We start from the raw sequence: 20,805 nt of genomic DNA, 5'->3' as shown, positions 1-20,805 counted from the left end.
GTAAAAAATCGGTTAGTTTCAAGCTAAATATTAGTGGGCCTTAATTATTATCGCGCGCCAGGCATAGCCGCCGCCGATCGTCTTGAAGATCAGCTGGGCATTTTCCTGGTCAGCCTTGACCTGCAGGACGTCTCGCAGCGTCGCGCGCGGCGTGACGTGGAACTTGTCGAGCCAGGAGCGCAGCAGGGCGCGGAACCAGCCGGGCAGGCCTTCCTGCTGGCCGAAATCGACGACGTGCAGCTGGCCGCCGGGGGCGAGCGCCGCAAGCGAAGCGTCGATCGCACGCTCCCAATCGGGGATCATCGACAGCGCGTAGGAGATCATCACCCGGTCGAAGCCATCGACGCCGAAATCGCGGGCGTCAAAAGCCGTGGCGTCGGCGACGCGGAAATCGGCCGAGGTGTTCAGGCCCGCGAAGGTCTTGCGGGCCGAGATCAGCATTTCCTGCGAGATATCGAGGCCGTAGAGCCTTGCTTGCGGATAATGCCGGTGGGCCAGCGCCAGATTGCGGCCGGTGCCGCAGCCGACTTCCAGCAGGGTGGCGTTCTGCCCGAGGTCCAGATTACGGATCGTCTGGTCGCGGCCGAGGAGGTAGTATTTGCGCGTCAGGTCATAGATATGGCGCTGGTAGCGATACATGCCGTCCATGAGGTCGGCATGCTTCTCCGAGGGTGCGTCCACCGGGCTCATATCCGTCCGGCTCATGGCTTCTTCACATAGATGTGGAAGCCGCCGTAGATGGCCGAGCGGTCGAGCGCTGTCAGTTCGAGCGAGCGGTCCTCAAGATAGGTCCACTGGTCGCGGATGGCGGGCGAGAGGCGGCCTTCGATGATGCTCTTTTCTGCGGCTGTGCGGAAGATGACGCGGGCGCCGTCGCGGGCGGTGCGCGATATTTCCGACCAGACGTCGTTCAGCTGCTGGTCCGTCATCCAGTCCTGCGCATCGAGCAGGATGTAGCGATCGCGCGAGGCGGCAGGCTCGCCGGCAAGCAGTTCGGTGAAGCTTGCATGATGAACGCTGACGCGGTCGACATTGGCGCGGATCGCCTCGTAGTGCTCCGCCTTCAGGTAGGTCGGCAGCGGACCTTCGCCTTCATCGGCGTAACGGCGGGCGAAGGCCTGCCAGGCGAAGTAGTTTTCCTGCATCGGGAAATGACAGGTGAGCTTTTCCAGGCGATAGCGCAGAACCGGCGCGATCGAATTGTCGGCGGCGAGGCTTGCGAGCTCGTCATATTGCTGCGGCGGGATGCCGAGGCCGAAGAGCGAGCTCTTGCGGCTGGTGATCCAGCGCACGACAGGCTTTTCGAACAGAGGCGCGATCTTCTCGTCGAAGAGCTGGCGCTGCTCTTCCATCGTCTTCGCCTTGGCGACGCCGGTGAGGTCGATGCCATGGACGCGGGCGAGAAGGTGGGCGGCGCCGATAAAGCGGCCGAGCAGGCCCGTCTTGTAGATGTTGCGGTCGAAGACGGTGACGCGGCGGCGGCCGAATTTGCGGCCGTTCCAGTAGTTGCTCGTCGCTTCATCCAGATTGGCCGACAGGAAACGATCGAAGGCCTGGCTGTTTGCGGACTGGTTCGGTCTTGCCAGGAAGCGAACGAGATCGGCATGGGCGGGAAGATGGCGGAAGGCGCCGAGCTTCAGCTTGTTCAGCGCGATATGGTGCGGGTTGAGGTCGACGACATCGATAGAAGCCGGGCTTTGCGAGAGATAAGCGAGCATGTTGCAGCCGCCGGAGCCGATGGTGACGATGCGGTGATGAGGCTCAAGCTCCATCGCCTTCATGTCGAGATCGGGATCTTCCCAGATCTGCGGATAGACGAGGCCGGAAAAGAGCAGCCCGAAAAGACGTTCGGACAGGCCCTCTTTCGAAAAGGCCTTGTGGCGGAGAAGAGCTGCCTTGAGTTTCCGGTTCTTGCGGAAGCCGGCATCCGGGGCAAATTCCGTCATAAGTGAGTCTCTCAACATTTAGCGTTCAGGGCGTTTAACGCGGCGGCGCTACAGTTTGATGACGTTGCCTGTGGGCGGCCCGGCTGCGGGCGCCTCGCGCAATTGGGAACGGCCGGGACTTGACGGAGCTTTCTAAAGGGCAATTTTCCTGTTTCTCTATTGGCTGGGGAGGGGTGCTCATGGGACGCGTTCTGCGCATCTTGAAGGCGGCGGCTGCGGGTGTCGCCGTCATCGTCGTCGCGGGTGCGGGCTGGCTTTATGTCAGGCCGCCGGAGTTGCTCAGGATCGGCGACGGCTATGCGGCGAAGATCGTCTGCTCGAATGTCTTCCTGGCCGGGCGCGACGCGAATGCCGTGCTGGCCGAAGACGTCCAGGCGCCCGGCAATCCTCTGTTACGGTTGATTCGCGTGCAGGTCGATGAGGCCGGCAAGCAGGTGACCGCGCGCATCCTCGGGCTATTTGCCGCCAATTATGCGATCTACCGCGATGGTCTCGGCTGCACGGCCGTGCCGGATGGCGATTTCGCCGCCGCGCGAAAAGCGGTGCCCGAGCCTGCAGTCGCCAAGGCTGCAGAGACCGCAGCCGCGCTGCCGATCGAAAACGACGCGGCGATCGCAGCACTGCTTGCCGACCCGGCATTGACCGGCGAGCATATGCGCGCCGTCGTCGTCTTGCATGACGGCAAGATCGTCGCGGAGAATTACGGAAAGGGTTTCGGGCCGCAAACGCCGTTGATCGGCTGGTCGATGACCAAGACGGTCAACGCGGCGCTCGTCGGCCGGTTGATGCTCGACGGCAAGATCGGCGCCGAGGATGCCGGGCTGTTTGCGCAATGGCGGGACGACAAGCGGTCGCAGATCACGCTGGGGCAGCTGCTTGGGATGGAGAGCGGCCTCAGGTTCAACGAGGATTATGGCACCGTGGCTGACGTCACGCGCATGCTCTATCTCGACGCGGACCAGACGGCGCTGCCGGCAAGCCTTGCTCTGGATGACGATCCCGGCACGCAGTTCAATTACTCCAGCGGAACCTCCGTTTTGATCTCCCGCATCTGGATGGATCGCCTTGGCGACGAGAAGCAGGCGATCGACTATCCGAGGACGGCGCTGTTCGATCCGCTCGGCATGTCGAGCGCGGTGTTCGAGGTTGATGCGCGGGGCACCTTCGCCGGCAGCTCCTATCTCTATGCGACGGCGCGCGATTGGGTCCGCTTCGGGCAGTTCTTGCTGCAGGATGGGGTCTGGAATGGCGAGCGGCTGCTGCCCGAGAGCTTCATGAGCATGATGCGTACGCCGACGGCATCTTCCGGCGGCATGTATTCGCATGGCCAGTCCTGGCTTCGCCCGCCCGGCAGCGGCAGGAGCGGGGAGACCGGTATTCCGGACGACGCCTTCTGGCTGGAAGGGCATGATGGCCAGAGCATGGTGATCGTGCCGTCGGCCAGTCTCGTCATGGTCAGGCTCGGGCTGACACCGAGCTGGCTCAGATACCGGCCGGAAATTCTGCTGAAGGAGATACTGGCGAAGCTGCCGCCGCCGACCCGATCGGCCTCGGCCGATCTCGCGCAATAATAGACGTTAGATGCTATAAGGCTTAGTAGTTGCCGTGGGCGATGTCGTCCATGCCCTTGCGCTTGGCGTCGTAGTAGTAGCCGCGGGCATAGAGCCTGACGGCATTGTCTTCGCTGTTGTCGGACACCAGCCATGCGCCGCGGAGATACTTCGCGGCATATTTGATGTTGGTTTCGGCGTCGAACAGGCCTTCAGGCTGGCCGTCGTAACCCATCGACTTGGCGGTGTTGTACTTGATCTGCATGAGGCCGAAGTAGCCGCGCTTGTTGTAGGCCTTCGGGTTGTACCGGCTTTCGCGGTGAACGACGCGGTGAAGCAGCGTCGCGGGCACTTTGTAAATTTGCGAGTACTTGTCGATGATCTTGGTGATCGCGCTTTTCTCAACAGTCGGCGCGCCATCGTCGTCGCTGTCGTTGTCGCTGAACATCGGCGGCGCGGTCGGCGGGTCCATCGGGCCCGATGTGTCGAAGCCGTAGTCCATCATCGAGTGCGGCGTGGTGTCGATCGCCGAAAGGGCGGCAATGGCATTGTTCTGCGGGCTGGCGGCGAAAGCGAGTTCGGTCGACGGTGCGCCCGGTCGCGGGGTCGGCACCACGGACTGGATCGCGGTCATTTCAGGTGTCAGCGGGATTTGGCCGTAAGCGGCAGGCTGCAACTGCGCTGTCTGCTGCGTCGAATCGACTGCCGGCATGGCGGCGGTTGCGACGGATGCAGCGGTCTGGTCGCCGCCGATCTGAGTACCAGGTGTGCCTTCGCCTGCTGGGATGGCCGCAAACATCGCGTCTTCGCCGGGCTTTGGGGTAGGGACGACGACCTGCTCGGCCATCAAATCCGCCTGGGATGTGTATTCGACGCTCGAGCAGCCAGCAGCAACGCAGCACAGCATCGTGGATACGATGAGATTGCGTTTAAAGCCGGAAAAACCGATCGCTGCCATACTCTCACTCTCGTGAAAACGCGCCACCCCGGCAGCGTCAAAAGTTACCAAAAACCTTAAGCCCTGAATTGCCAATTAACCTATTCGTTGCTTTGCGGCAACCCACGGAAAATTTCTTGAGCTTTTCGCGGTCGGTAACCTGAGATTTTCAGGCAGCGATGCGGCGATATCCGGCGGTCACGGCGCCGGCTGCAATGAGCAATGTGCCGCCCGTGCGATTGACCGCGCGCTGCACGGCGGCCTTGCGAATCAGGCCCCGCGCGGCATGCGCGGCAAGCGCGTAGGTGGAGGCGTTGATGGTCGCGAGCACGAGGAAGGTGGCTTCCATGATCAGCATCTGACCGAAGAACGGAAGCGCGGGATTCAAGAACTGCGGCACGAAGGCCACGAAGAACACGATGCTCTTCGGGTTGAGAGCCGTCACCACGTAGGCGTGGAGGAAGATCTTCAGCGATTTTTCCTCGGGCAGGTTGTCATTGTCGGCCATCGGGCCGTCAATGATCGGCGCCCGCCAGAGCTTGATGCCGAGCCAGATCAGATAGGCGCCGCCGATGAACTTCAGGACGGTGAACAGCGTGGCGGAGGCCGCCAGTAGCGCGCCGAGGCCGAAGAGCGACGCCGTCATCGCGGTGAAGTCGCCGAGCGCCACGCCGCTCACGGTCGCAAAGGCTGTCTTGCGGCCGTGGCCGAGCGCATGAGATACGACGAGGAGAATCGTCGGCCCTGGGATAGCCAGCATGATTGCCGATGCTGCAGCAAATGCTAGCCAAGCTTCGAGCGACATGGAATCTCCTCCTCTTTCATTAGAGGACAAGCAAAGACATCATATCTCGCCTGCGTCAATCATGCGTCTTCGTATTTCTGACCGATCTCGTCCATCAGTTCGCCGAACCACTTGACCGAGGTGTCGAAAGCCTTGCCGCCCTTGATGCGCGGGAATTCGATGGTGCGCAGCTTGCCGTTCTGGCCTTCGTCGTGGCCGGTGACGCCAGAGACCTTGTTCAGCGCGCTCTCGACGGCGAGGTCGGTCATGCTCTGGATCAGACGCAGATCGTCGCCATTGGCAGGGGCGGAGCGGGCGAAGTAGCCGGACTTCTGCACCAGCGAACGCTCGGCGTTCAACAGGCTCGCGAACTGCTTCTGGAACCAGCCGCCGACATTGATGGTGTCGATCTTCACGTGGCCGAAGGCGTCGCGCTTGACGGTTTCGCCGGCTGCCTCGCGCTCGGCGACGATGGCGTCGAGGCAGGCGCCTTCGGAGACGAAGACGGTCGCATGGCCGGTGCGGTCCATGATCTCCTTCAGGCGCGCCGATTCTTCTTCGAGGTCGAAGAGTGTTTCGGGCAGATAGACCGCGTCGATGCTCTTCATGCCGGCATTGGTCATCATGCCGTCGACATATTCATTGTTGCGGGTGCGCTTCAGATAGGCGCGGGCGGTGGCTGCCGTCAGCCAGCCGCAGTGGCGGCCCATGACTTCATGGATGATGAGGGTGCGTGGAGCGGCGGTCTGCTCGTTGCTGACATTGTCGAAGAAGTGCGCGCCGACTTCGGCCGCCGTCCAGGCGCCGAGCGACTGGCGGATCGGAACGACGTCGTTGTCGACGGTCTTCGGCAGGCCGACGACCGTCAGGTCGTAGCCGTTGGCGGCGAGATAGGCGGCGAGGTCGGCCGCCGTCGTGTTGGTGTCGTCGCCGCCGATCGTGTGGAGAATGCTGACGCCGTCATTGGCGAGGCGCTCGGCCGCGACCCGCAGCGGGTTTTCGCCTTCCTTGACGAGGCCGCGCTTGACGCAGTCGGCGGCGTTGGTGAGCTTGACGCGGCTGTTGCCGATCGGCGAGCCGCCGTAGCGATGCAACAGATAGGCCTTCTCGCGCATCTCAGGCGTGATCTTGATGCTGTCGCCCTGAAGCACGCCTTGGTAGCCGGAGCGGTAGGCGATCAGTTCATGATCGGGGGCGATGTCGGTGTAGCGTTCGATCAACCCGCCGACGGCCGAAGAGAGGCAAGGCGCAAGGCCTCCTGCCGTGAGCATTGCGACTTTTTTCTTGGCCATGGGTGTCTCCGCTATCCGTGTCTAAGCTTGGTTCGGTCGTGCATGGATGCGGCAGAGAGCGGATGGTGTAAAGTGTTGTTTCTGTGAAAAATGCGTGTTGCAGCGCGGTCAAGCAAGCAAGTCGCCTGCAGGCGCTGATCTAATCGGTTCAAGCCGCAAACACGGTTTGCATGGGATTGTGGAAATCGTCGGCGGGTCTATCCGAAGGCGTCCCGATGCGGCGCGACAAAGCGTCACGAGGCCGTCGTGCTTGGGGTCACCAAGGGGTGCCAATGTCTCGGTTACACGCGACCATTACCGAATTGTGAAAGGTGTTTTCAACCCTGCGGCCAATCCCCGTCTTGCAAAGGCAACCTTTATTTGTTCAAGGTGTTTCTCCTTTTATTGCACGAGAGACCTGATGTCCTTCTGGGAAAAACTGCTGAACGCCATAGGCAACGCTGCGGGAAATGCGCTTTCCGCCGTGGTCGAGGCTGTTCGCACGGTCTTTGAAGGCGACCCCGAGACGCGGCGCAAGGTGGCGTTTTCGGTCGCGATCATCGCGCTGTCGGCGAAGATGGCGAAGGCCGACGGGATCGTCAGCGAGAAGGAGGTCCAGGCCTTCCGCGAGATTTTCGAATTCCCCGACGATCAGGCGGCCAACGTCGCGCGTCTCTATAATCTGGCGCGCCAGGACGTGGCCGGCTACGAGGCCTATGCGGAGCGGCTTTCGACGCTCTGCGTGACCTGCGCGGCCAACTGCCCGGTTCTGGAAGAAGTGCTCGACGGCCTGTTCCATATCGCCAAGGCCGATGGTCTGATCCACGAGAAGGAATTTGCGTTCCTGGCGCATGTGGCCGAGATCTTCCACATGAGCGAGCAGCGCTTCGAGCAGATCGCCGCGCGGCATGTGTCGATCGGGGGCGATCCCTACAAGGTGCTCGGCGTTTCTCCTTCGGATGATTTCCCGACGATCCGCCGCCGTTACCACGGTCTCGTCAGCGAGCATCATCCGGACCGGTTGATCTCGCGCGGCGTGCCGGCAGAGTTTCATGCGATTGCCAATGAACGCATGGCGGCGCTCAATGCCGCCTACGAGGCGATCGAGAAGGAACGCCGCGCCGCATGAGCGCCTTTGAGGCAGACTACGCCGAAGCGAGCGTACGGCCGTCGCCGAACCATGGCGAGCGCGTCGACGGGCGAAAGCCCGACATGATCATTCTCCATTATACCGGCATGCCGACCGCGGACGGAGCGCTCGACTGGCTCTGTCGCGAAGAGAGCCAGGTCTCGTGCCATTACTTCGTTCATGAGAATGGCGACGTCGTACAGCTCGTTCCGGAGGCGTGGCGCGCCTGGCATGCCGGCAAGAGCATCTGGCAGGGCGAGACCGATATCAACTCGTCTTCGATCGGCATCGAGATCGCCAATGCCGGACATCCGGGCGGCTTGCCTGAATATCCGCAGGCGCAGCTCGAGGCGGTGATCGAATTGTGTCGCGACTGCGGCGAACGTTGGTCAATCACCCCGGAAAGGGTGCTCGGACACTCAGATGTCGCCCCTCGGCGCAAGCTTGATCCGGGCGAAAACTTCCCCTGGGGATTGTTGCACTCCAGGGGCGTCGGCCACTGGGTGGCGCCGGCCGCGATCACCGGCGGACGCTTCTTCCAGCGCGGCGACCAGGGACAGCCGGTCGAAGCCCTGCAGTCGATGCTGTCGCTCTACGGTTACGGCACTGAGATCACAGGCGAATTTTCCGACAAGATGGCGGGCGAGATCGAAGCCTTCCAGCGCCATTTCCGTCCCGAGAGGGTCGACGGGATCGCCGATTTCTCGACGATCGACACGCTGCATCGCCTGCTATCGGCCCTGCCGCGCTACGGCGCCTGAGACCGGGGCGATTTGCCGGCATATACCCCTAGATTTTACGGGTTTGCCGCGCTGCCACATGTTTTCCCTATTATCTCCTCAATGCGATGGTCTAACCGCAGTCGCTAAACGGCGCCGGTTGTTTTGTTGTGTGTTGTCGACCGTCGTCAATTGAAACAGAAAAGAAATATCGCTGATACTTTGAGTATTGATGCGAATTTATGCTGCGTTCGGATTTCATTTATACGCAGCTTTTCTTTTGCTTGGAGTATCTGGACTACATGAGAAAGATTTTTTCTGCTGTGGTGTGCGCCAGCACACTGCTGATGGGATTCAATTGCGCAAACGCAGGCGAATGGGGCAATAGAGCGCAAGCGACAGAGACGACAGAGACGACGCAGACACTCAAGACGCAAAAGACAGACAAGGCCAAGACGGCCGAAGTGGCCTCGAAGAAGGCTCCGAAAGTTCACAAGACCCAGCGGGTACAGAAGGTCGCCAAGACCGATAAGGCCCAGAAGACTGTGGCACTCAACACCGTCGACCGTACGTCCGGTTTCGCGATGCCCGACATGCCTGGCAGCAAGTACGCGGCGATCATCGTCAAGTACGCGAGAGAGTACAACGTTCCGGTCGAACTGGCGCATGCCGTTGTTCGCGTCGAAAGCAACTACAATCCGAATGCTCGCGGCAGCGCCGGCGAAATCGGCCTCATGCAGATCAAGCCGGCGACGGCTCGGATGATGGGCTACTCGGGTTCCAGCAAGGGTCTTTTCGATCCCGATACCAACATCAAGTACGGTATGAAGTATCTGGCGGCTGCCCACACGCTTGGTGGCGGCGAGACCTGCGATACCATCCTCAAGTACAATGCCGGCCACGCGGCGACCCGCATGAACCCGGTTTCCAAGGCCTATTGCGGCAAGGTGCTGGCAATGATCAACTGATCGCCAGCGTGGGATAGCCACGGGCGAAAGCGCTTGTGGCTGAATCACCTGTGGGCATGACTTAACAATATGATTCAACTTGCAGATCGTGCTATCTCACCTTGAAACGAGGTGAGACATGGCATGTGATTTCAAGGCGATCATAATCGGGCGCGGAATGATGGGCGCGGCTGCGGCCCGGCATCTCAGCGCGATGATCGAAGGGGTGGCGCTTATCGGCCCGAGCGAGCCTGTCGAACGCAAGAGCCACCACGGCGTGTTCGCGAGCCACTATGACGAGGCGCGCATTACCCGCACCTTCGACGACAATATCGTCTGGGCGACGCTTGCCGCCCGTTCGCTCGACCGCTACGCCGAGATCGAGGCGAAGAGCGGCATCTCCTTCTTCACCGAAGCCGGATGCCTGTTCGCCGGGCCGGTGCCGCAACCGGGGCAGGGCTATCTCGGACGCGCGATCGAGGTCTCCGACGGGCTCGGCGTCGAGTATGAGGTGCTGGATGCGGCCACCTTGCGCCAGCGCTTTCCGGAGTTCACGCTGCGGGAGAGCTTCAGCGGCTATTACGAGAAACGCCGGGCCGGCCATGTCAATCCACGCGCCCTGGTGCGCGCGCAGACAGCGCTTGCGGAAGTGGGCGGCGTCACCATCATCGATGCGACGGTAACCAGCGTCCGGGATGCCGGCTCGCATGTCGAGGTGAGCGTTGGCGACCGGACCTATACGGCCGAGCGCGTGCTTGTCGCGGCCGGCGGTTTCAGCAATTTCAATCAGCTTCTTCCCGCGCCCGTGGATACCCGCGTCGCTGCGCGAACGGTTGTTTTCTACGAACTCGGCGAGCGCGAGAAGGCGATCTTCGGCGGCATGCCGTCGAGCATCGTGTTTGGCGACCGCGACGAGGATCATGTCTATATTCTTCCGCCGGTGCTTTATCCCGACGGCAAGACCTATCTGAAGCTTGGCGGCGATACCGAGACGCGTAGCTTCGACACGCTTCAGGATGCCGGGGCCTGGTTCCGGTCGGATGGCGACCCCGCCGAGCGCGATCTGCTGGTCGCCACGGCCCTGGAGCTGATGCCTGATCTTGCCGGATGCCCGGTGACATCTGCGCCATGCGTCGCGACCTTCACGCCGACCGCCTATCCCTATGCCGGTTTTACCTCCTCGCCACGCATCGCGGTGCTGACGGGCGGCAATTTCGTTGCCGCGAAGTCGTCGGACGAGCTGGGGCGGCTTGGTGCGGTGCTGCTTGCGGAAGGCGAGCTTGGCGACGCCGATTTCGGCCGGCAGCTGACACCTTCTTTTCGATAGATCGGGACGGTCATGAGCGTGGATTTCAAATATATCATCGTCGGTCGCGGCATGATGGGCGCTGCCGCTGCCCGGCATCTCGCGAAGTCGACCGATGGCGTTGCCGTCATCGGCCCGGACGAACCTCAGGATCGCAAGCGGCATGACGGCGTCTTCGCCAGCCATTACGACGAGGGCCGCATCACCCGCACCATCGATCCCGACCGCGATTGGGCCCTGCTCGCCAATCGCTCGATCGGCCGCTATGCCGAGATCGAGCGGGAGAGCGGCGTTTCCTTCTACACGCCCGCAGGCTGCCTTGTGGTCGGCCCGGCGCGCGGCGGCCCGGATGGCTATGTCGAGCGGACATCGTCTGCTGCCCGGTCGCTTGGGGTCGAGACGTCGCTGCTCGACGATGCCGGCCTGAAGGCGCGGTTTCCGTTCTTCGCCTTTGCCGCCGGCACCGAGGGTGTGCATGAGGCGACGGGGGCCGGCTATATCAGCCCGCGCAATCTGGTCAGGGCGCAGTCGATCGCCGCCGAGAGGGCCGGGGCTTCCGTCATCCGCGAGGTCGCGGTGTCGATCCGGGACGAGGGCGGTCTGATTGCCGTCGAGACGGCTGATGGGAAGACATATTGGGCCGAGAAGGTGCTGCTCGCTGCCGGCGGTTTTTCCATTGCGGAGAATCTCTTGCCGCAGCCTGTTGATCTGAAGGTTTATGCGCGCACCATCGCCTTCTACGAGGTCGACGAGGCTGCCGCCGCGCGGTTTGCCGGCATGCCGTCGCTGATCTCGCACGGCGTCGATGGTCTTGACGATTTCTACATGCTGCCGCCGATCCGCTATCCGGATGGTAAGCTCTACATGAAGATCGGCGGTGATCCCGATGATGTCAGACTGGACCGCGAGCCAGAGCTGCGGGACTGGTTCAAGACCGATGGACGCGAGAGCGTGCAGTCGCATCTGACGCGGCTGATCCAGCGTGTCGTGCCGGAGCTTCGCCCGGTCTCCACCTCGAGCGGCTCCTGCGTCGTCTCGTTCACGCCGAGCGGGCATCCGATGATCGGCTATACCGCGTCGCCGCGTATCGGCGTTCTCACGGGCGGTTGCGGCACGGCTGCCAAGAGCTCGGACGAGATCGGCCGGCTCGGCGCGTTGCTGCTGCTCGAAGGTCGAATCAACGGACAGGGCTACGCGACGGATTTCAAACCGTATTTCCGCGAAGCCTGACGCGATATTTTGTTGGCATTCGCTCCCAGTCTCGGTTAAGGGAGCCGGGCCAGTTGGCCGGGCAGCCGCGCTTTACCAATGTCGAAAGACGGTAGGGTGAGGAAAGTCCGGGCTCCACGGAAACACGGTGCCGGATAACGTCCGGCGAGGGCGACCTCAGGGAAAGTGCCACAGAAAGCAAACCGCCTGCTTCGGCAGGTAAGGGTGAAAGGGTGGGGTAAGAGCCCACCGCGTCTCCGGCAACGGCGATGGCAAGGTAAACCCCACCGGGAGCAAGACCGAATAGGGATGACGCGGGCGGCGCAAGCCGTCCGGCTGGTTTCCAGGCCAGTCATCCGGGTGGGTTGCGAGAGGCAACGTGCAAACGTTGTCCCAGAGGAATGGCTGCCACGTTCCGGTTTCGGCCGGAGCCATACAGAACCCGGCTTACAGGCCAACTGGCGATTGTCTTTTCATCGACGTCCATACGATTTCACTGGCCCTTTAGGGCTCAGTGAGACGTTGGCGGCTGGCGCAGACACTCCTCGCAAACGGTGCTGCTCAGCGAAAGCACCGACCATCGCTTGAGTAGTTTTCCACAGTTTACGCACTGAATTTCAGAAGTCATCCCGACTTTCTTCAGTGGAGGCTGAGTATTCGGCGACTTCATTCCAGCCAACATTCCCTTGAAGCTAAAACTCGCCATGGATTTTCTCCGTGATTTCTTAGTTTGTTCTGCAAATGGATATGTTTTTGTCTTTGTGTATGCATGATATCTAAAATACATTATTTTCCGTTAACGACATAGTAGGCATAAGACGCCGGTTGAACACATGCGGGTGAACGGGGAGGTGGCTCGAGGTGTTTCATGGCCAGATGTGCATTTAAAGTTGAGTTTTGTGATTTTCACCTGCGCGGCGTGTTCGAATTCATTTTCCGCAACCGGGGATGTTTTTCGCCACACGCTGCGGTGTCGCTCTAGGGCGCTTCGGACGTCGAGAATTCGGGCGTTCATAACCCTTTGTTAAACTTAACAGCTTATAAATTTTCGATACTGCGCTCATCGTGAGACGGGCGTTTCCCATTGACGCCCATATGGTCCCATGTTATCCCATTCCTGCACTGCGCAAGGGCAATCAAGTGCCCACCAATCGCAAAGTAAAGGCGTACTCCTCACCGGAGGCGCTGGATGGAATGTCGTCCATCCGGCTGGCGAAGCTGTGTCTGAGAAATGGGGTTCGGGGCGCCTAATCGCTGTCCGGGCTCTTTCGGGAACGGATGTTTCGTGTCATGGGCCGCTTCCTTTCACATGCGACCAACAGGATCGATTCCAAGGGCAGGGTCTCCGTGCCCGCGGCGTTTCGATCGGTGATGGCGCAGGGCAACATCCAGGATTTGTACTGCTTCCAGGATTTTGTGTTTCCGGCGATCAGCGTCGGCGGTTCGGACCTTCTCGAAAGGTTCGAGCGGCAGATCGCTGCGGAAGATCCGTTTTCGCCGGAAGCGAACGAGATGTCGCTTCTCATTCATGGGGGCGGGGTCTTCATGAAGCTCGACGCCGAGGGGCGGTTGATGGTCACGGATTTCATTCGCGACTTCACCGGTATCTCGGACGAAGTGACCTTCGTCGGTCGGGCGGATCATTTTCAGCTGTGGCAGCCGAAGGAATTTCAGGCGGTGCAGCAACGAGCACGAGAGGAGCGCAGGCTGGCGGGCAAGCGTTCCTCGTAACACGAGGGAACGGAATGGCGGCGAATCCTGGCGAAGGTTCAACTGATGCCGGTGGCGGACCGGTTCGCCACATTCCGGTTCTTCTCAACGAGGTGCTGACGGCGCTGGAGCCTGCTGCCGGCAAGGTCATTCTCGATGGCACGTTTGGCGCGGGCGGCTATACGTCTGCCATTCTGTCTGGTGGTGCCGAGGTGATCGCGCTCGATCGTGATCCGACGGCGATCGCGGGCGGGCAGGCGCTGGTCGAGGCGCATGGCGGTCGCCTGAAGCTCATTCACTCGCAATTCTCGCGGCTGGCCGATCACGCGCCCGCCGGTGGCCTTGATGGCGTCGTGCTCGATATCGGCGTGTCGTCGATGCAGATCGACGAAGCCGATCGCGGCTTCTCGTTCCAGAAGAACGGGCCGCTCGACATGCGCATGTCGGCATCCGGCGTTTCCGCCGCCGATGTCGTCAACCGCGCCAAGGTGGCCGAACTCATCCGCATCTTCCATTTCCTCGGCGAGGAGAGCCAGTCGCCGCGCATCGCGCATGCGATCGAGAAGCGCCGTGCCGAGAAGCCGTTCGAGACGACGCGCGATCTGGCGGGCCTGATCGAGATCGTCACGCCGCGCAAGATGAAGGACAAGATCCATCCGGCGACACGGGTGTTCCAGGCGCTGCGCATCTTCGTCAACGACGAGCTCGGCGAGTTGGCGCAGGCGCTGTTTGCGGCCGAACAGGCATTGAAGCCGGGCGGCCGTCTCGTGGTCGTCACCTTCCATTCGCTGGAAGACCGCATCGTCAAGACCTTCTTCTCCGATCGCGCCGGCAAGGCATCCGGCTCGCGCCATATGCCGATCGCTCACGAGCGCGCCGCCACCTTCGACCGGATCGGCAAGCCGATGGTGTCGGCAAGCGACGCGGAAGCGGAGATCAATCCGCGCGCCCGTTCCGCCAAGCTGCGTGCGGGTCTGAGAACCACGGCACCTGCGGAAGCCGCCGACATGTCGATCTTCGGACTGCCCAACCTCGCAAGCCTCGGAAAGCTCGGAGCCTGATATGCTGAGAACCTTCGACCTCGTTCTTGTTGGCGTCATGACGGCCGCCGCCGCCGTGACCTATACGATCAAGCATCGGGCCGAACTCAAGCTCGAGGAGGTTCACCGCCTCGAAGCGGAGATCAAGCTCGAGAAGGACACGATCGATCTTCTGAAGGCAGACTGGGCGCTGCAATCTCAGCCGAACCGGCTGGAGCGGCTGGTCAACAACTACAATAGCGAGCTGCAGCTGCAGCCGACCGTCTCGACCTCGCTGGTGCATGCCAAGGAGCTGCCGATGCTGAAGGCGCAGGTGCCGGTGCCGGAGATTGCCGACGCCAAGACCGGCAAGCCGAAGCCGAAGGTCGCGCCCAAGCCTGTTGAGGAAGAAGACGAAATGACAACCGGATCTGTGGAGTAGAGATGTCCTTTCTTTCACGCATCATGGTTGCCAAGAGCCAGGCCCACTTTTCCTCCGGCGTCTACAGCCGGTTCGGCGGTCCATCAGGCAGTGTGTCGATCCAGGGCTCGCGCAAGAAGCGCAGCGGCCAGGCCAAGAGCCGCGTCGGCCTTCTGGCCTTCGCCTTCGTCTGTGTCTACTGCGTCATCGGCGGGCGTCTCGTCGAATACGCGGTGCGTGATCCCGACGTCGTCTCCAGCATCCTGCCGCCCGACCGCCTGCTAGCGTCGCGTCCCGATATTCTCGATCGCAACGGCGAAGTGCTGGCGACCGATATCCGCACGGTCTCGCTGTTTGCCGAGCCGAACAAGATCGTCGATGCCGACGAGGCCGTCGAGAAGCTGACGACCGTGCTGCCCGATCTCGACATGAAGGGCACATACAAGAAGCTCGCCAACCGCAATTCGCACTTCGCCTGGCTGCGCCGCCAGCTATCGCCGAAGCAGCAGAGCCAGATCCTGGCGCTCGGCATTCCCGGCATCGGCTTCCGCCCGGAGAAGCGCCGCTTCTATCCCGGTGGTGCGACCGCCGCGCATATCCTCGGCTACGTCAACATCGACAATCGCGGCGTTGCCGGCATGGAGAAATACATCGACGACCAGGGGCTGGCCGATCTCGCAATGGTCGGCATGACCAGCGATCAGCCGCTGGAGCCGGTCAAGCTGTCGATCGATATCCGCGTCCAGAACATCGTGCGCGATATCGTCGTCAACGCCGTGAAGAATTACGAGGCCAAGGGTGCGGGCGCCGTCGTCCTCGACATCCACACGGGCGAGGTGCTCGCCATGGCATCGGCACCGGATTTCGATCCGAACAACCCGCTCGAGGGCGCCAAGGAAGGCTGGCTGAACCGCATGTCGAACGGCACGTTCGAGATGGGCTCGACCTTCAAGACCTTCTCGCTCGCCATGGCGCTCGACACCGGCAAGGTCAACCTCAACTCCAGCTTCGACGCGACGCAGCCTCTGCACATCGGCGGCTTCACCATTCACGACTTCCACGGCCAGCGCCGTTGGCTGACGCTGCCTGAAGTCTTCCAGTATTCCTCCAACGTCGGTACGGCCCGCATCATCGACATCGTCGGCATCGATGCGCAGAAGGACTACCTGACGAAGCTTGGCCTGCTCACCAAGATGAAGACCGAGCTGCCCGAGGTGAAGATGCCGAGCCAGCCGAAGGTCTGGAAGAAGATCAACTCGGTGACCATCTCCTTCGGTCACGGTGTCTCGACGACGCCGCTGCAGACGGCTGTCGCCGGTGCGGCACTTGTCAATGGCGGCAAGCTGATCGAGCCGACCTTCCTGCCGCGCAATCGCGATCAGGCTGATGAAGTGGCTGAAGTGGTGGTCAAGAAGAGCACCAGCGACGACGTCCGCTATCTCTTCAAGGTCAACGGCGTGAAGGGCTCCGGCCGCAACGCCGATGTTCCCGGCTTCAACGTCGGCGGCAAGACCGGTACGGCCGACAAGGTCGTCAACGGCCGCTACGCCACCAACCTGAATTTCAACGCCTTCCTGGCGGCATTTCCGATCGAGAACCCGCAATATGTCGTGCTGACCTTCTGCGACGAGCCGCACAATGGCGAAAAGGGCCAGAACATCGCGGCTTATACCGCCGCACCCATGGTCAAGAACATCATCTCCCGTGCGGCGCCAATCCTCGGTGTGGAACCGAAGTTCGGTGACGACGGATCGGCCATGTTGGTGTCTTATTGAGTCTGGATGAATGTCGCAGCCGATTCGCCATGGGGGCTCGACGGCTCGAGAGAAAAGTGTGCGTTCGATGAAACTGAGGGACATCGCCGGAAATGCGTTTCCGGAATTGAAGGAAGAACTGAACGGCCCGGTGGGCGCGCTGGAGATTTCCGGCCTTTCCGCCGACAGCCGCAAGATCGCGCCCGGCATGGCTTTCGTCGCCGTCGCCGGCACCAAGGCTGACGGCGCGGGCTTTATCGCCGATGCCGCCGCGCGCGGTGCCGCGGTCGCGGTCGCCTCGCATCCGACGCAAGCCTCCATTCCCGTTCTCGTCGTCAGCGAACCGCGCCGCTTCCTGTCGCTCGCAGCCGCCAATTTCTACGGCAAGCAGCCGGAGACCATGGTCGCCGTGACAGGAACCGCCGGCAAGACGTCGGTCGCCTCCTTCACCCGCCAGATCTGGGCCTTTGCCGGCCACCCGGCCGCGATGATCGGCACGACCGGCGTCGTCTCGCCGACCCGCAACGATTACGGCTCGCTGACCACACCCGATCCGGTGTCGCTGCACGCGCTGCTGGCCGAACTGACCGACGAAGGCGTGACGCATGCCTCGATGGAAGCGTCGAGCCACGGTCTCGACCAGTCGCGCCTCGATGGCGTGGAGCTCGCCGCAGCCGCCTTCACCAATCTCGGCCGCGATCACATGGACTATCATCCGACGATCGAGGACTATATGGCCGCCAAGATGCGGCTCTTCGATACGCTGCTGCCGAAGGGCAACCCCGCCGTGATCTTTGCCGACGACGCATGGTCGGAACAGGCGATCAAGGCGGCGATCGATGCCGGGCACGTCGTGCGCACGGTCGGTCGCAAGGGCGAGTATCTGACGCTGAAGCGCGTCGAGCATTTCCGCCACAAGCAGGTCGCCGAAATACACGCCGAGGGACAGATCTTCGAGGTCGACATTCCGCTTGCCGGTGATTTCCAGGTGGCCAATGCGCTTGTTGCTGCCGGCCTTGCCATGTCCACGGGCGTGCCGGCCAAGGTCGCGATGGCCGCACTTGAGAAGCTGCAGGGCGCTTCCGGTCGTCTCGAGCTCGTCGGCCACACCAAGGACGGTGCGCTCGCTTATGTCGATTACGCCCATAAGCCGGATGCGCTGTCGAATGTGCTTGAGTCCGTGCGCCCCTTCACGACGGGCCGCGTCATCGTCGTCTTCGGCTGCGGTGGAGACCGCGACCGCGGCAAGCGGCCGATCATGGGCGAGATCGCCTGCCGGCTCGCCGATGTGGTGGTCGTCACCGACGACAATCCGCGCTCGGAAGAGCCTGCATCGATCCGCGCCGAGATCATGGCCGCGGCCCCTTGCGCCACCGAGATCCCCGATCGCGCCCAGGCGATCCGCGAGGCGGTTGCCATGCTGAACTCCGGCGACACGCTGATCGTTGCCGGCAAGGGGCATGAAGAGGGGCAGACGATCGGTGGCGTCACGCTGCCGTTTTCGGATCACGCCGAGTTGCGCAAGGCTTTGGAGGAGCTGAAATCGTGAATTGGCTTTGGACAACGCAGGACATGATCACGGCCATGGCCGGGCGCCCGTTCGGCACCTTGCCGGAGGGGATTACCGGGATCGCGATCGACAGCCGCTCGATCCAGCCGGGTGAGGCCTTTTTCGCGATCAAGGGCGATCGGGTCGACGGTCACGACTATGCGTCGATGGCGATGGCCAATGGTGCTGCGCTGCTCGTCGTCAGCGAGGCGCGGCTGCCGGCGCTCGGCCGCTTGACCGTGCCGATGATTGTCGTCGAGGACGTGCTGGTGGCGCTCGGCAAGCTCGGGCTTGCGGCGCGGGCTCGTTCTCGTGCGCAGATCATCGCCGTCACCGGCTCCGTCGGCAAGACGACCACCAAGGAGATGCTGCGCCGGGTTCTGGCGCCATCGGGCAAGGTGCATGCGTCGGTCGCGTCCTTCAACAATCACTGGGGCGTGCCGCTGACGCTCGCGCGCATGCCGCTCGACACCTATTTCGGCGTCTTCGAGGTGGGCATGAACCACCCGGACGAAATCCGTCCGCTGGTGAAGATGATCGAGCCGCATGTCGCCGTCATCACCACGATCGCGCCGGCGCATCTCGGCAATTTCAAGAGCATCAAGGAAATCGCGACCGCCAAGGCCGAGATCTTCGAGGGTGTCGTGCCCAGCGGCCATGCCGTGCTCAATCGCGACAACGACCAGTTCAATTTCCTCGACCGCACGGCGCAGGCCTGCGGCATTCAGCATATCCATTCCTTCGGGCAGCACGCCAAGGCCGATTTCCGCATGGCGGAGTTCAACGGCGGCGACCAGAGCTCGACCTTGTGGATCACCATCGACGGCGAAACCCATGAGGTCGCGATCGGCGCGCCCGGACGGCACATCGCCGAGAACGCGCTGGCAGCTCTCGGCGTCGCCAGGATCGTCGGCGCCGACCTGCAGTCGGCGATTTCGGCACTTGCGACGCTGCAGGCCGAAAAGGGCAGGGGCCGTCGCCACAAGCTCTCGATCGGCCATGGCAGCTTCACCGTCATCGACGAAAGCTACAATGCCAATCCGACATCGATGCGCGCGGCAATCGCGCTGCTCGCGAGCTCCATGCCGACGGGATCGGGACGGCGGATCGCCGTGCTCGGCGACATGCTCGAGATGGGCGACTATTCGCAGAAGGTCCATACCGATCTCGCCGGGCCGCTGCTTGCCGCCGGCATTGAACATGTCTGGCTCGCCGGCCCCGAGATGCTGGCGCTGAAGGAATCACTTCCCGAGAGCGTTTCGGTCGTGCATCGCGCGCAGACCGACGAACTCATCGACCACGTACTGAACTCTGTCGCGGTAGGCGACGTGCTGATGGTAAAATCGTCATTGGGCATCGGTTTCGGCAAGATTATTGCCGCGCTCCTTGACAAGTTCCCGCCATTTGCCGACACGCAACGCGAATTTTGAGCGGGTAAACAAGGGGCCCTGAATGCTGATTTGGCTAGTCGAACTGTCGGAACACCTGAAATTTCTGAACCTGTTCAGATACATTACGTTCCGCACGGGCGCCTCTCTCTTCACCTCCGCGCTGATCGTTTTCCTGTTCGGGCCGATGATCATCAACTCGCTGCGCATCCGCCAGGGCAAGGGTCAGCCGATCCGCGCCGACGGACCGCAGACGCACTTCAAGAAGGCCGGTACGCCGACCATGGGCGGCCTGATGATTCTGGCCGGTATCGTCGGTTCGTCGCTTCTGTGGGCGGACCTGTCGAACGTCTATGTCGTGGCGACGCTGCTCGTCACGCTCGGCTTCGGCGCGATCGGCTTCTATGACGACTATCTGAAAGTCAGCAAGCAGAGCCACAAGGGCTTCTCCGGCAAGGCGCGGCTCGGCATCGAATTCGTCATCGCCGGTATCGCCGTCTATTTCATGATGCGGGCGTCGCTGGCCTCGGGCCCTGCGGGTTCCACCTTCGGTTCGTCGATCGCGTTTCCGTTCTTCAAGGATTTCCTGATCAACCTCGGCATCATGTTCGTGGTCTTCGGCGGCTTCGTCATCGTCGGCGCCGGCAATGCGGTCAACCTGACCGATGGTCTCGATGGCCTCGCCATCGTGCCCGTCATGATCGCGGCGGCCTCCTTCGGCGTCATCGCCTATCTCGCCGGTAATGCCGTCTTCGCGAACTACCTGCAGATCAACTTCGTGCCCGGCACGGGGGAGCTTTCCGTTGTCCTTGGTGCCGTCATCGGCGCCGGCCTCGGCTTCCTGTGGTTCAACGCGCCGCCCGCCGCCATCTTCATGGGCGACACCGGTTCGCTGGCGCTTGGCGGCACGATCGGCACGGTTGCCGTCGCCACCAAGCACGAGATCGTGATGGCGATCATCGGCGGCCTGTTCGTCATGGAAACGCTGTCCGTCATCATCCAGGTCGGCTTCTTCAAGATGACCGGACGCCGCGTGTTCCTGATGGCGCCGATCCACCACCATTTCGAGAAGAAGGGCTGGACCGAAAGCCAGGTGGTCATCCGCTTCTGGATCATCGCCGTCGGCCTTGCCATGCTCGGCCTCTCGACGCTGAAGCTGCGGTAAT

General features: G+C 62.0%; 18 protein-coding genes and 1 other RNA gene. 14 read left to right on the top strand and 5 right to left on the bottom strand.

The window, feature by feature from the left end:
- Nucleotides 1-30: 30 nt before the first annotated feature.
- Together QTL96_RS04305 and QTL96_RS04300 are read right to left on the bottom strand one after the other, a co-directional pair.
- Nucleotides 31-705, bottom strand: a complete 675-nt coding sequence (locus tag QTL96_RS04305; protein WP_289726806.1) for a class I SAM-dependent methyltransferase — start codon at nt 703-705, stop codon at nt 31-33.
- The gene (locus QTL96_RS04300) at nt 702-1,946 is read right to left on the bottom strand and encodes a DUF3419 family protein (RefSeq protein WP_289726805.1); all 1,245 of its coding nucleotides are present in this window, start codon (nt 1,944-1,946) and stop codon (nt 702-704) included. Before QTL96_RS04300 ends, QTL96_RS04305 begins: the two co-directional genes overlap by 4 nt.
- 179 nt (nt 1,947-2,125) lie before the next feature.
- Here QTL96_RS04300 and QTL96_RS04295 point away from each other — a divergent pair, with 179 nt between their 5' ends.
- The gene (locus tag QTL96_RS04295; protein WP_289726804.1) at nt 2,126-3,517 is read left to right on the top strand and encodes a serine hydrolase; all 1,392 of its coding nucleotides are present in this window, start codon (nt 2,126-2,128) and stop codon (nt 3,515-3,517) included.
- A 22-nt stretch (nt 3,518-3,539) separates the two neighbouring features.
- Here the strand turns inward: QTL96_RS04295 and QTL96_RS04290 are convergent, their stop codons facing one another.
- The 3 genes from QTL96_RS04290 to QTL96_RS04280 all read right to left on the bottom strand — a co-directional run bounded on the left by QTL96_RS04290 (nt 3,540) and on the right by QTL96_RS04280 (nt 6,509).
- Nucleotides 3,540-4,454: a transglycosylase SLT domain-containing protein gene (locus tag QTL96_RS04290; RefSeq protein ID WP_289726803.1), complete on the bottom strand. Its 915-nt coding sequence runs from the start codon at nt 4,452-4,454 to the stop codon at nt 3,540-3,542.
- Nucleotides 4,455-4,602: 148 nt separating this feature from the next.
- Nucleotides 4,603-5,238: a LysE family translocator gene (locus QTL96_RS04285; RefSeq protein ID WP_289726802.1), complete on the bottom strand. Its 636-nt coding sequence runs from the start codon at nt 5,236-5,238 to the stop codon at nt 4,603-4,605.
- A gap of 59 nt (nt 5,239-5,297) precedes the next feature.
- The gene (locus QTL96_RS04280; protein ID WP_018897553.1) at nt 5,298-6,509 is read right to left on the bottom strand and encodes a pyrophosphate--fructose-6-phosphate 1-phosphotransferase; all 1,212 of its coding nucleotides are present in this window, start codon (nt 6,507-6,509) and stop codon (nt 5,298-5,300) included.
- Between the two features lie 400 nt (nt 6,510-6,909).
- Here QTL96_RS04280 and QTL96_RS04275 point away from each other — a divergent pair, with 400 nt between their 5' ends.
- The 13 genes from QTL96_RS04275 (at nt 6,910) to mraY (ending at nt 20,804) form a co-directional block, all read left to right on the top strand.
- Nucleotides 6,910-7,617, top strand: a complete 708-nt coding sequence (locus QTL96_RS04275; protein ID WP_018897554.1) for a DnaJ family molecular chaperone — start codon at nt 6,910-6,912, stop codon at nt 7,615-7,617.
- Nucleotides 7,614-8,378, top strand: a complete 765-nt coding sequence (locus tag QTL96_RS04270; RefSeq protein WP_289726801.1) for an N-acetylmuramoyl-L-alanine amidase — start codon at nt 7,614-7,616, stop codon at nt 8,376-8,378. Before QTL96_RS04275 ends, QTL96_RS04270 begins: the two co-directional genes overlap by 4 nt.
- 260 nt (nt 8,379-8,638) lie before the next feature.
- Nucleotides 8,639-9,304 carry a transglycosylase SLT domain-containing protein gene (locus tag QTL96_RS04265; protein WP_354669114.1) on the top strand — a complete coding sequence of 222 codons (666 nt, stop codon included), beginning with the start codon at nt 8,639-8,641 and terminating at the stop codon, nt 9,302-9,304.
- A gap of 118 nt (nt 9,305-9,422) precedes the next feature.
- Nucleotides 9,423-10,610 carry an FAD-dependent oxidoreductase gene (locus QTL96_RS04260; protein ID WP_289726800.1) on the top strand — a complete coding sequence of 396 codons (1,188 nt, stop codon included), beginning with the start codon at nt 9,423-9,425 and terminating at the stop codon, nt 10,608-10,610.
- A gap of 12 nt (nt 10,611-10,622) precedes the next feature.
- Nucleotides 10,623-11,819: an FAD-dependent oxidoreductase gene (locus QTL96_RS04255; protein WP_289726799.1), complete on the top strand. Its 1,197-nt coding sequence runs from the start codon at nt 10,623-10,625 to the stop codon at nt 11,817-11,819.
- A gap of 49 nt (nt 11,820-11,868) precedes the next feature.
- An RNA gene (gene rnpB / locus QTL96_RS04250) (RNase P RNA component class A) lies at nt 11,869-12,264 on the top strand.
- An 824-nt stretch (nt 12,265-13,088) separates the two neighbouring features.
- Nucleotides 13,089-13,529 carry a division/cell wall cluster transcriptional repressor MraZ gene (gene mraZ, locus QTL96_RS04245; protein WP_018897559.1) on the top strand — a complete coding sequence of 147 codons (441 nt, stop codon included), beginning with the start codon at nt 13,089-13,091 and terminating at the stop codon, nt 13,527-13,529.
- A 14-nt stretch (nt 13,530-13,543) separates the two neighbouring features.
- Nucleotides 13,544-14,569 carry a 16S rRNA (cytosine(1402)-N(4))-methyltransferase RsmH gene (gene rsmH, locus QTL96_RS04240; protein ID WP_289726798.1) on the top strand — a complete coding sequence of 342 codons (1,026 nt, stop codon included), beginning with the start codon at nt 13,544-13,546 and terminating at the stop codon, nt 14,567-14,569.
- 1 nt (nt 14,570) lies between these two features.
- Complete coding sequence (locus tag QTL96_RS04235; RefSeq protein WP_289726797.1) at nt 14,571-14,969, top strand: hypothetical protein; 399 nt, start codon at nt 14,571-14,573, stop codon at nt 14,967-14,969.
- A 2-nt stretch (nt 14,970-14,971) separates the two neighbouring features.
- A complete protein-coding gene (locus QTL96_RS04230; RefSeq protein ID WP_047505809.1) occupies nt 14,972-16,723 on the top strand; it encodes a penicillin-binding protein 2 in 1,752 nt (583 codons plus the stop codon).
- Nucleotides 16,724-16,790: 67 nt separating this feature from the next.
- Nucleotides 16,791-18,251 (top strand): UDP-N-acetylmuramoyl-L-alanyl-D-glutamate--2,6-diaminopimelate ligase, encoded by a 1,461-nt coding sequence (locus QTL96_RS04225; protein ID WP_289727169.1) that lies wholly within the window; start codon nt 16,791-16,793, stop codon nt 18,249-18,251.
- Nucleotides 18,248-19,681 (top strand): UDP-N-acetylmuramoylalanyl-D-glutamyl-2,6-diaminopimelate--D-alanyl-D-alanine ligase, encoded by a 1,434-nt coding sequence (locus QTL96_RS04220; protein WP_289726796.1) that lies wholly within the window; start codon nt 18,248-18,250, stop codon nt 19,679-19,681. The genes QTL96_RS04225 and QTL96_RS04220 overlap by 4 nt, the downstream gene beginning before the upstream one ends.
- Before the next feature lie 22 nt (nt 19,682-19,703).
- Nucleotides 19,704-20,804 carry a phospho-N-acetylmuramoyl-pentapeptide-transferase gene (mraY, locus tag QTL96_RS04215; protein WP_047505803.1) on the top strand — a complete coding sequence of 367 codons (1,101 nt, stop codon included), beginning with the start codon at nt 19,704-19,706 and terminating at the stop codon, nt 20,802-20,804.
- Nucleotide 20,805 lies beyond the last annotated feature (1 nt).

It is taken from the genome of Rhizobium sp. S163, from assembly GCF_030380805.1.
GTDB lineage: Bacteria > Pseudomonadota > Alphaproteobacteria > Rhizobiales > Rhizobiaceae > Rhizobium.
The sequence above is the reverse complement of the archived record's forward strand: the minus strand, read 5'-3'. Positions and strand labels throughout refer to the sequence as shown.

Excerpts from the sequence above, each read along its gene's own strand:
- QTL96_RS04260 (WP_289726800.1), top strand. The coding sequence starts at position 9,423 with ATGGCATGTGATTTCAAGGCGATCATAATCGGGCGCGGAATGATGGGC.
- QTL96_RS04290 (WP_289726803.1), bottom strand. The coding sequence starts at position 4,454 with ATGGCAGCGATCGGTTTTTCCGGCTTTAAACGCAATCTCATCGTATCC.
- QTL96_RS04225 (WP_289727169.1), top strand. The coding sequence starts at position 16,791 with ATGAAACTGAGGGACATCGCCGGAAATGCGTTTCCGGAATTGAAGGAA.
- QTL96_RS04305 (WP_289726806.1), bottom strand. The coding sequence starts at position 705 with ATGAGCCGGACGGATATGAGCCCGGTGGACGCACCCTCGGAGAAGCAT.
- QTL96_RS04280 (WP_018897553.1), bottom strand. The coding sequence starts at position 6,509 with ATGGCCAAGAAAAAAGTCGCAATGCTCACGGCAGGAGGCCTTGCGCCT.
- rsmH (WP_289726798.1), top strand. The coding sequence starts at position 13,544 with ATGGCGGCGAATCCTGGCGAAGGTTCAACTGATGCCGGTGGCGGACCG.
- QTL96_RS04300 (WP_289726805.1), bottom strand. The coding sequence starts at position 1,946 with ATGACGGAATTTGCCCCGGATGCCGGCTTCCGCAAGAACCGGAAACTC.
- mraY (WP_047505803.1), top strand. The coding sequence starts at position 19,704 with ATGCTGATTTGGCTAGTCGAACTGTCGGAACACCTGAAATTTCTGAAC.
- QTL96_RS04230 (WP_047505809.1), top strand. The coding sequence starts at position 14,972 with ATGTCCTTTCTTTCACGCATCATGGTTGCCAAGAGCCAGGCCCACTTT.
- QTL96_RS04235 (WP_289726797.1), top strand. The coding sequence starts at position 14,571 with ATGCTGAGAACCTTCGACCTCGTTCTTGTTGGCGTCATGACGGCCGCC.
- QTL96_RS04265 (WP_354669114.1), top strand. The coding sequence starts at position 8,639 with ATGAGAAAGATTTTTTCTGCTGTGGTGTGCGCCAGCACACTGCTGATG.
- QTL96_RS04295 (WP_289726804.1), top strand. The coding sequence starts at position 2,126 with ATGGGACGCGTTCTGCGCATCTTGAAGGCGGCGGCTGCGGGTGTCGCC.
- QTL96_RS04270 (WP_289726801.1), top strand. The coding sequence starts at position 7,614 with ATGAGCGCCTTTGAGGCAGACTACGCCGAAGCGAGCGTACGGCCGTCG.
- QTL96_RS04285 (WP_289726802.1), bottom strand. The coding sequence starts at position 5,238 with ATGTCGCTCGAAGCTTGGCTAGCATTTGCTGCAGCATCGGCAATCATG.
- QTL96_RS04275 (WP_018897554.1), top strand. The coding sequence starts at position 6,910 with ATGTCCTTCTGGGAAAAACTGCTGAACGCCATAGGCAACGCTGCGGGA.
- mraZ (WP_018897559.1), top strand. The coding sequence starts at position 13,089 with ATGGGCCGCTTCCTTTCACATGCGACCAACAGGATCGATTCCAAGGGC.
- QTL96_RS04255 (WP_289726799.1), top strand. The coding sequence starts at position 10,623 with ATGAGCGTGGATTTCAAATATATCATCGTCGGTCGCGGCATGATGGGC.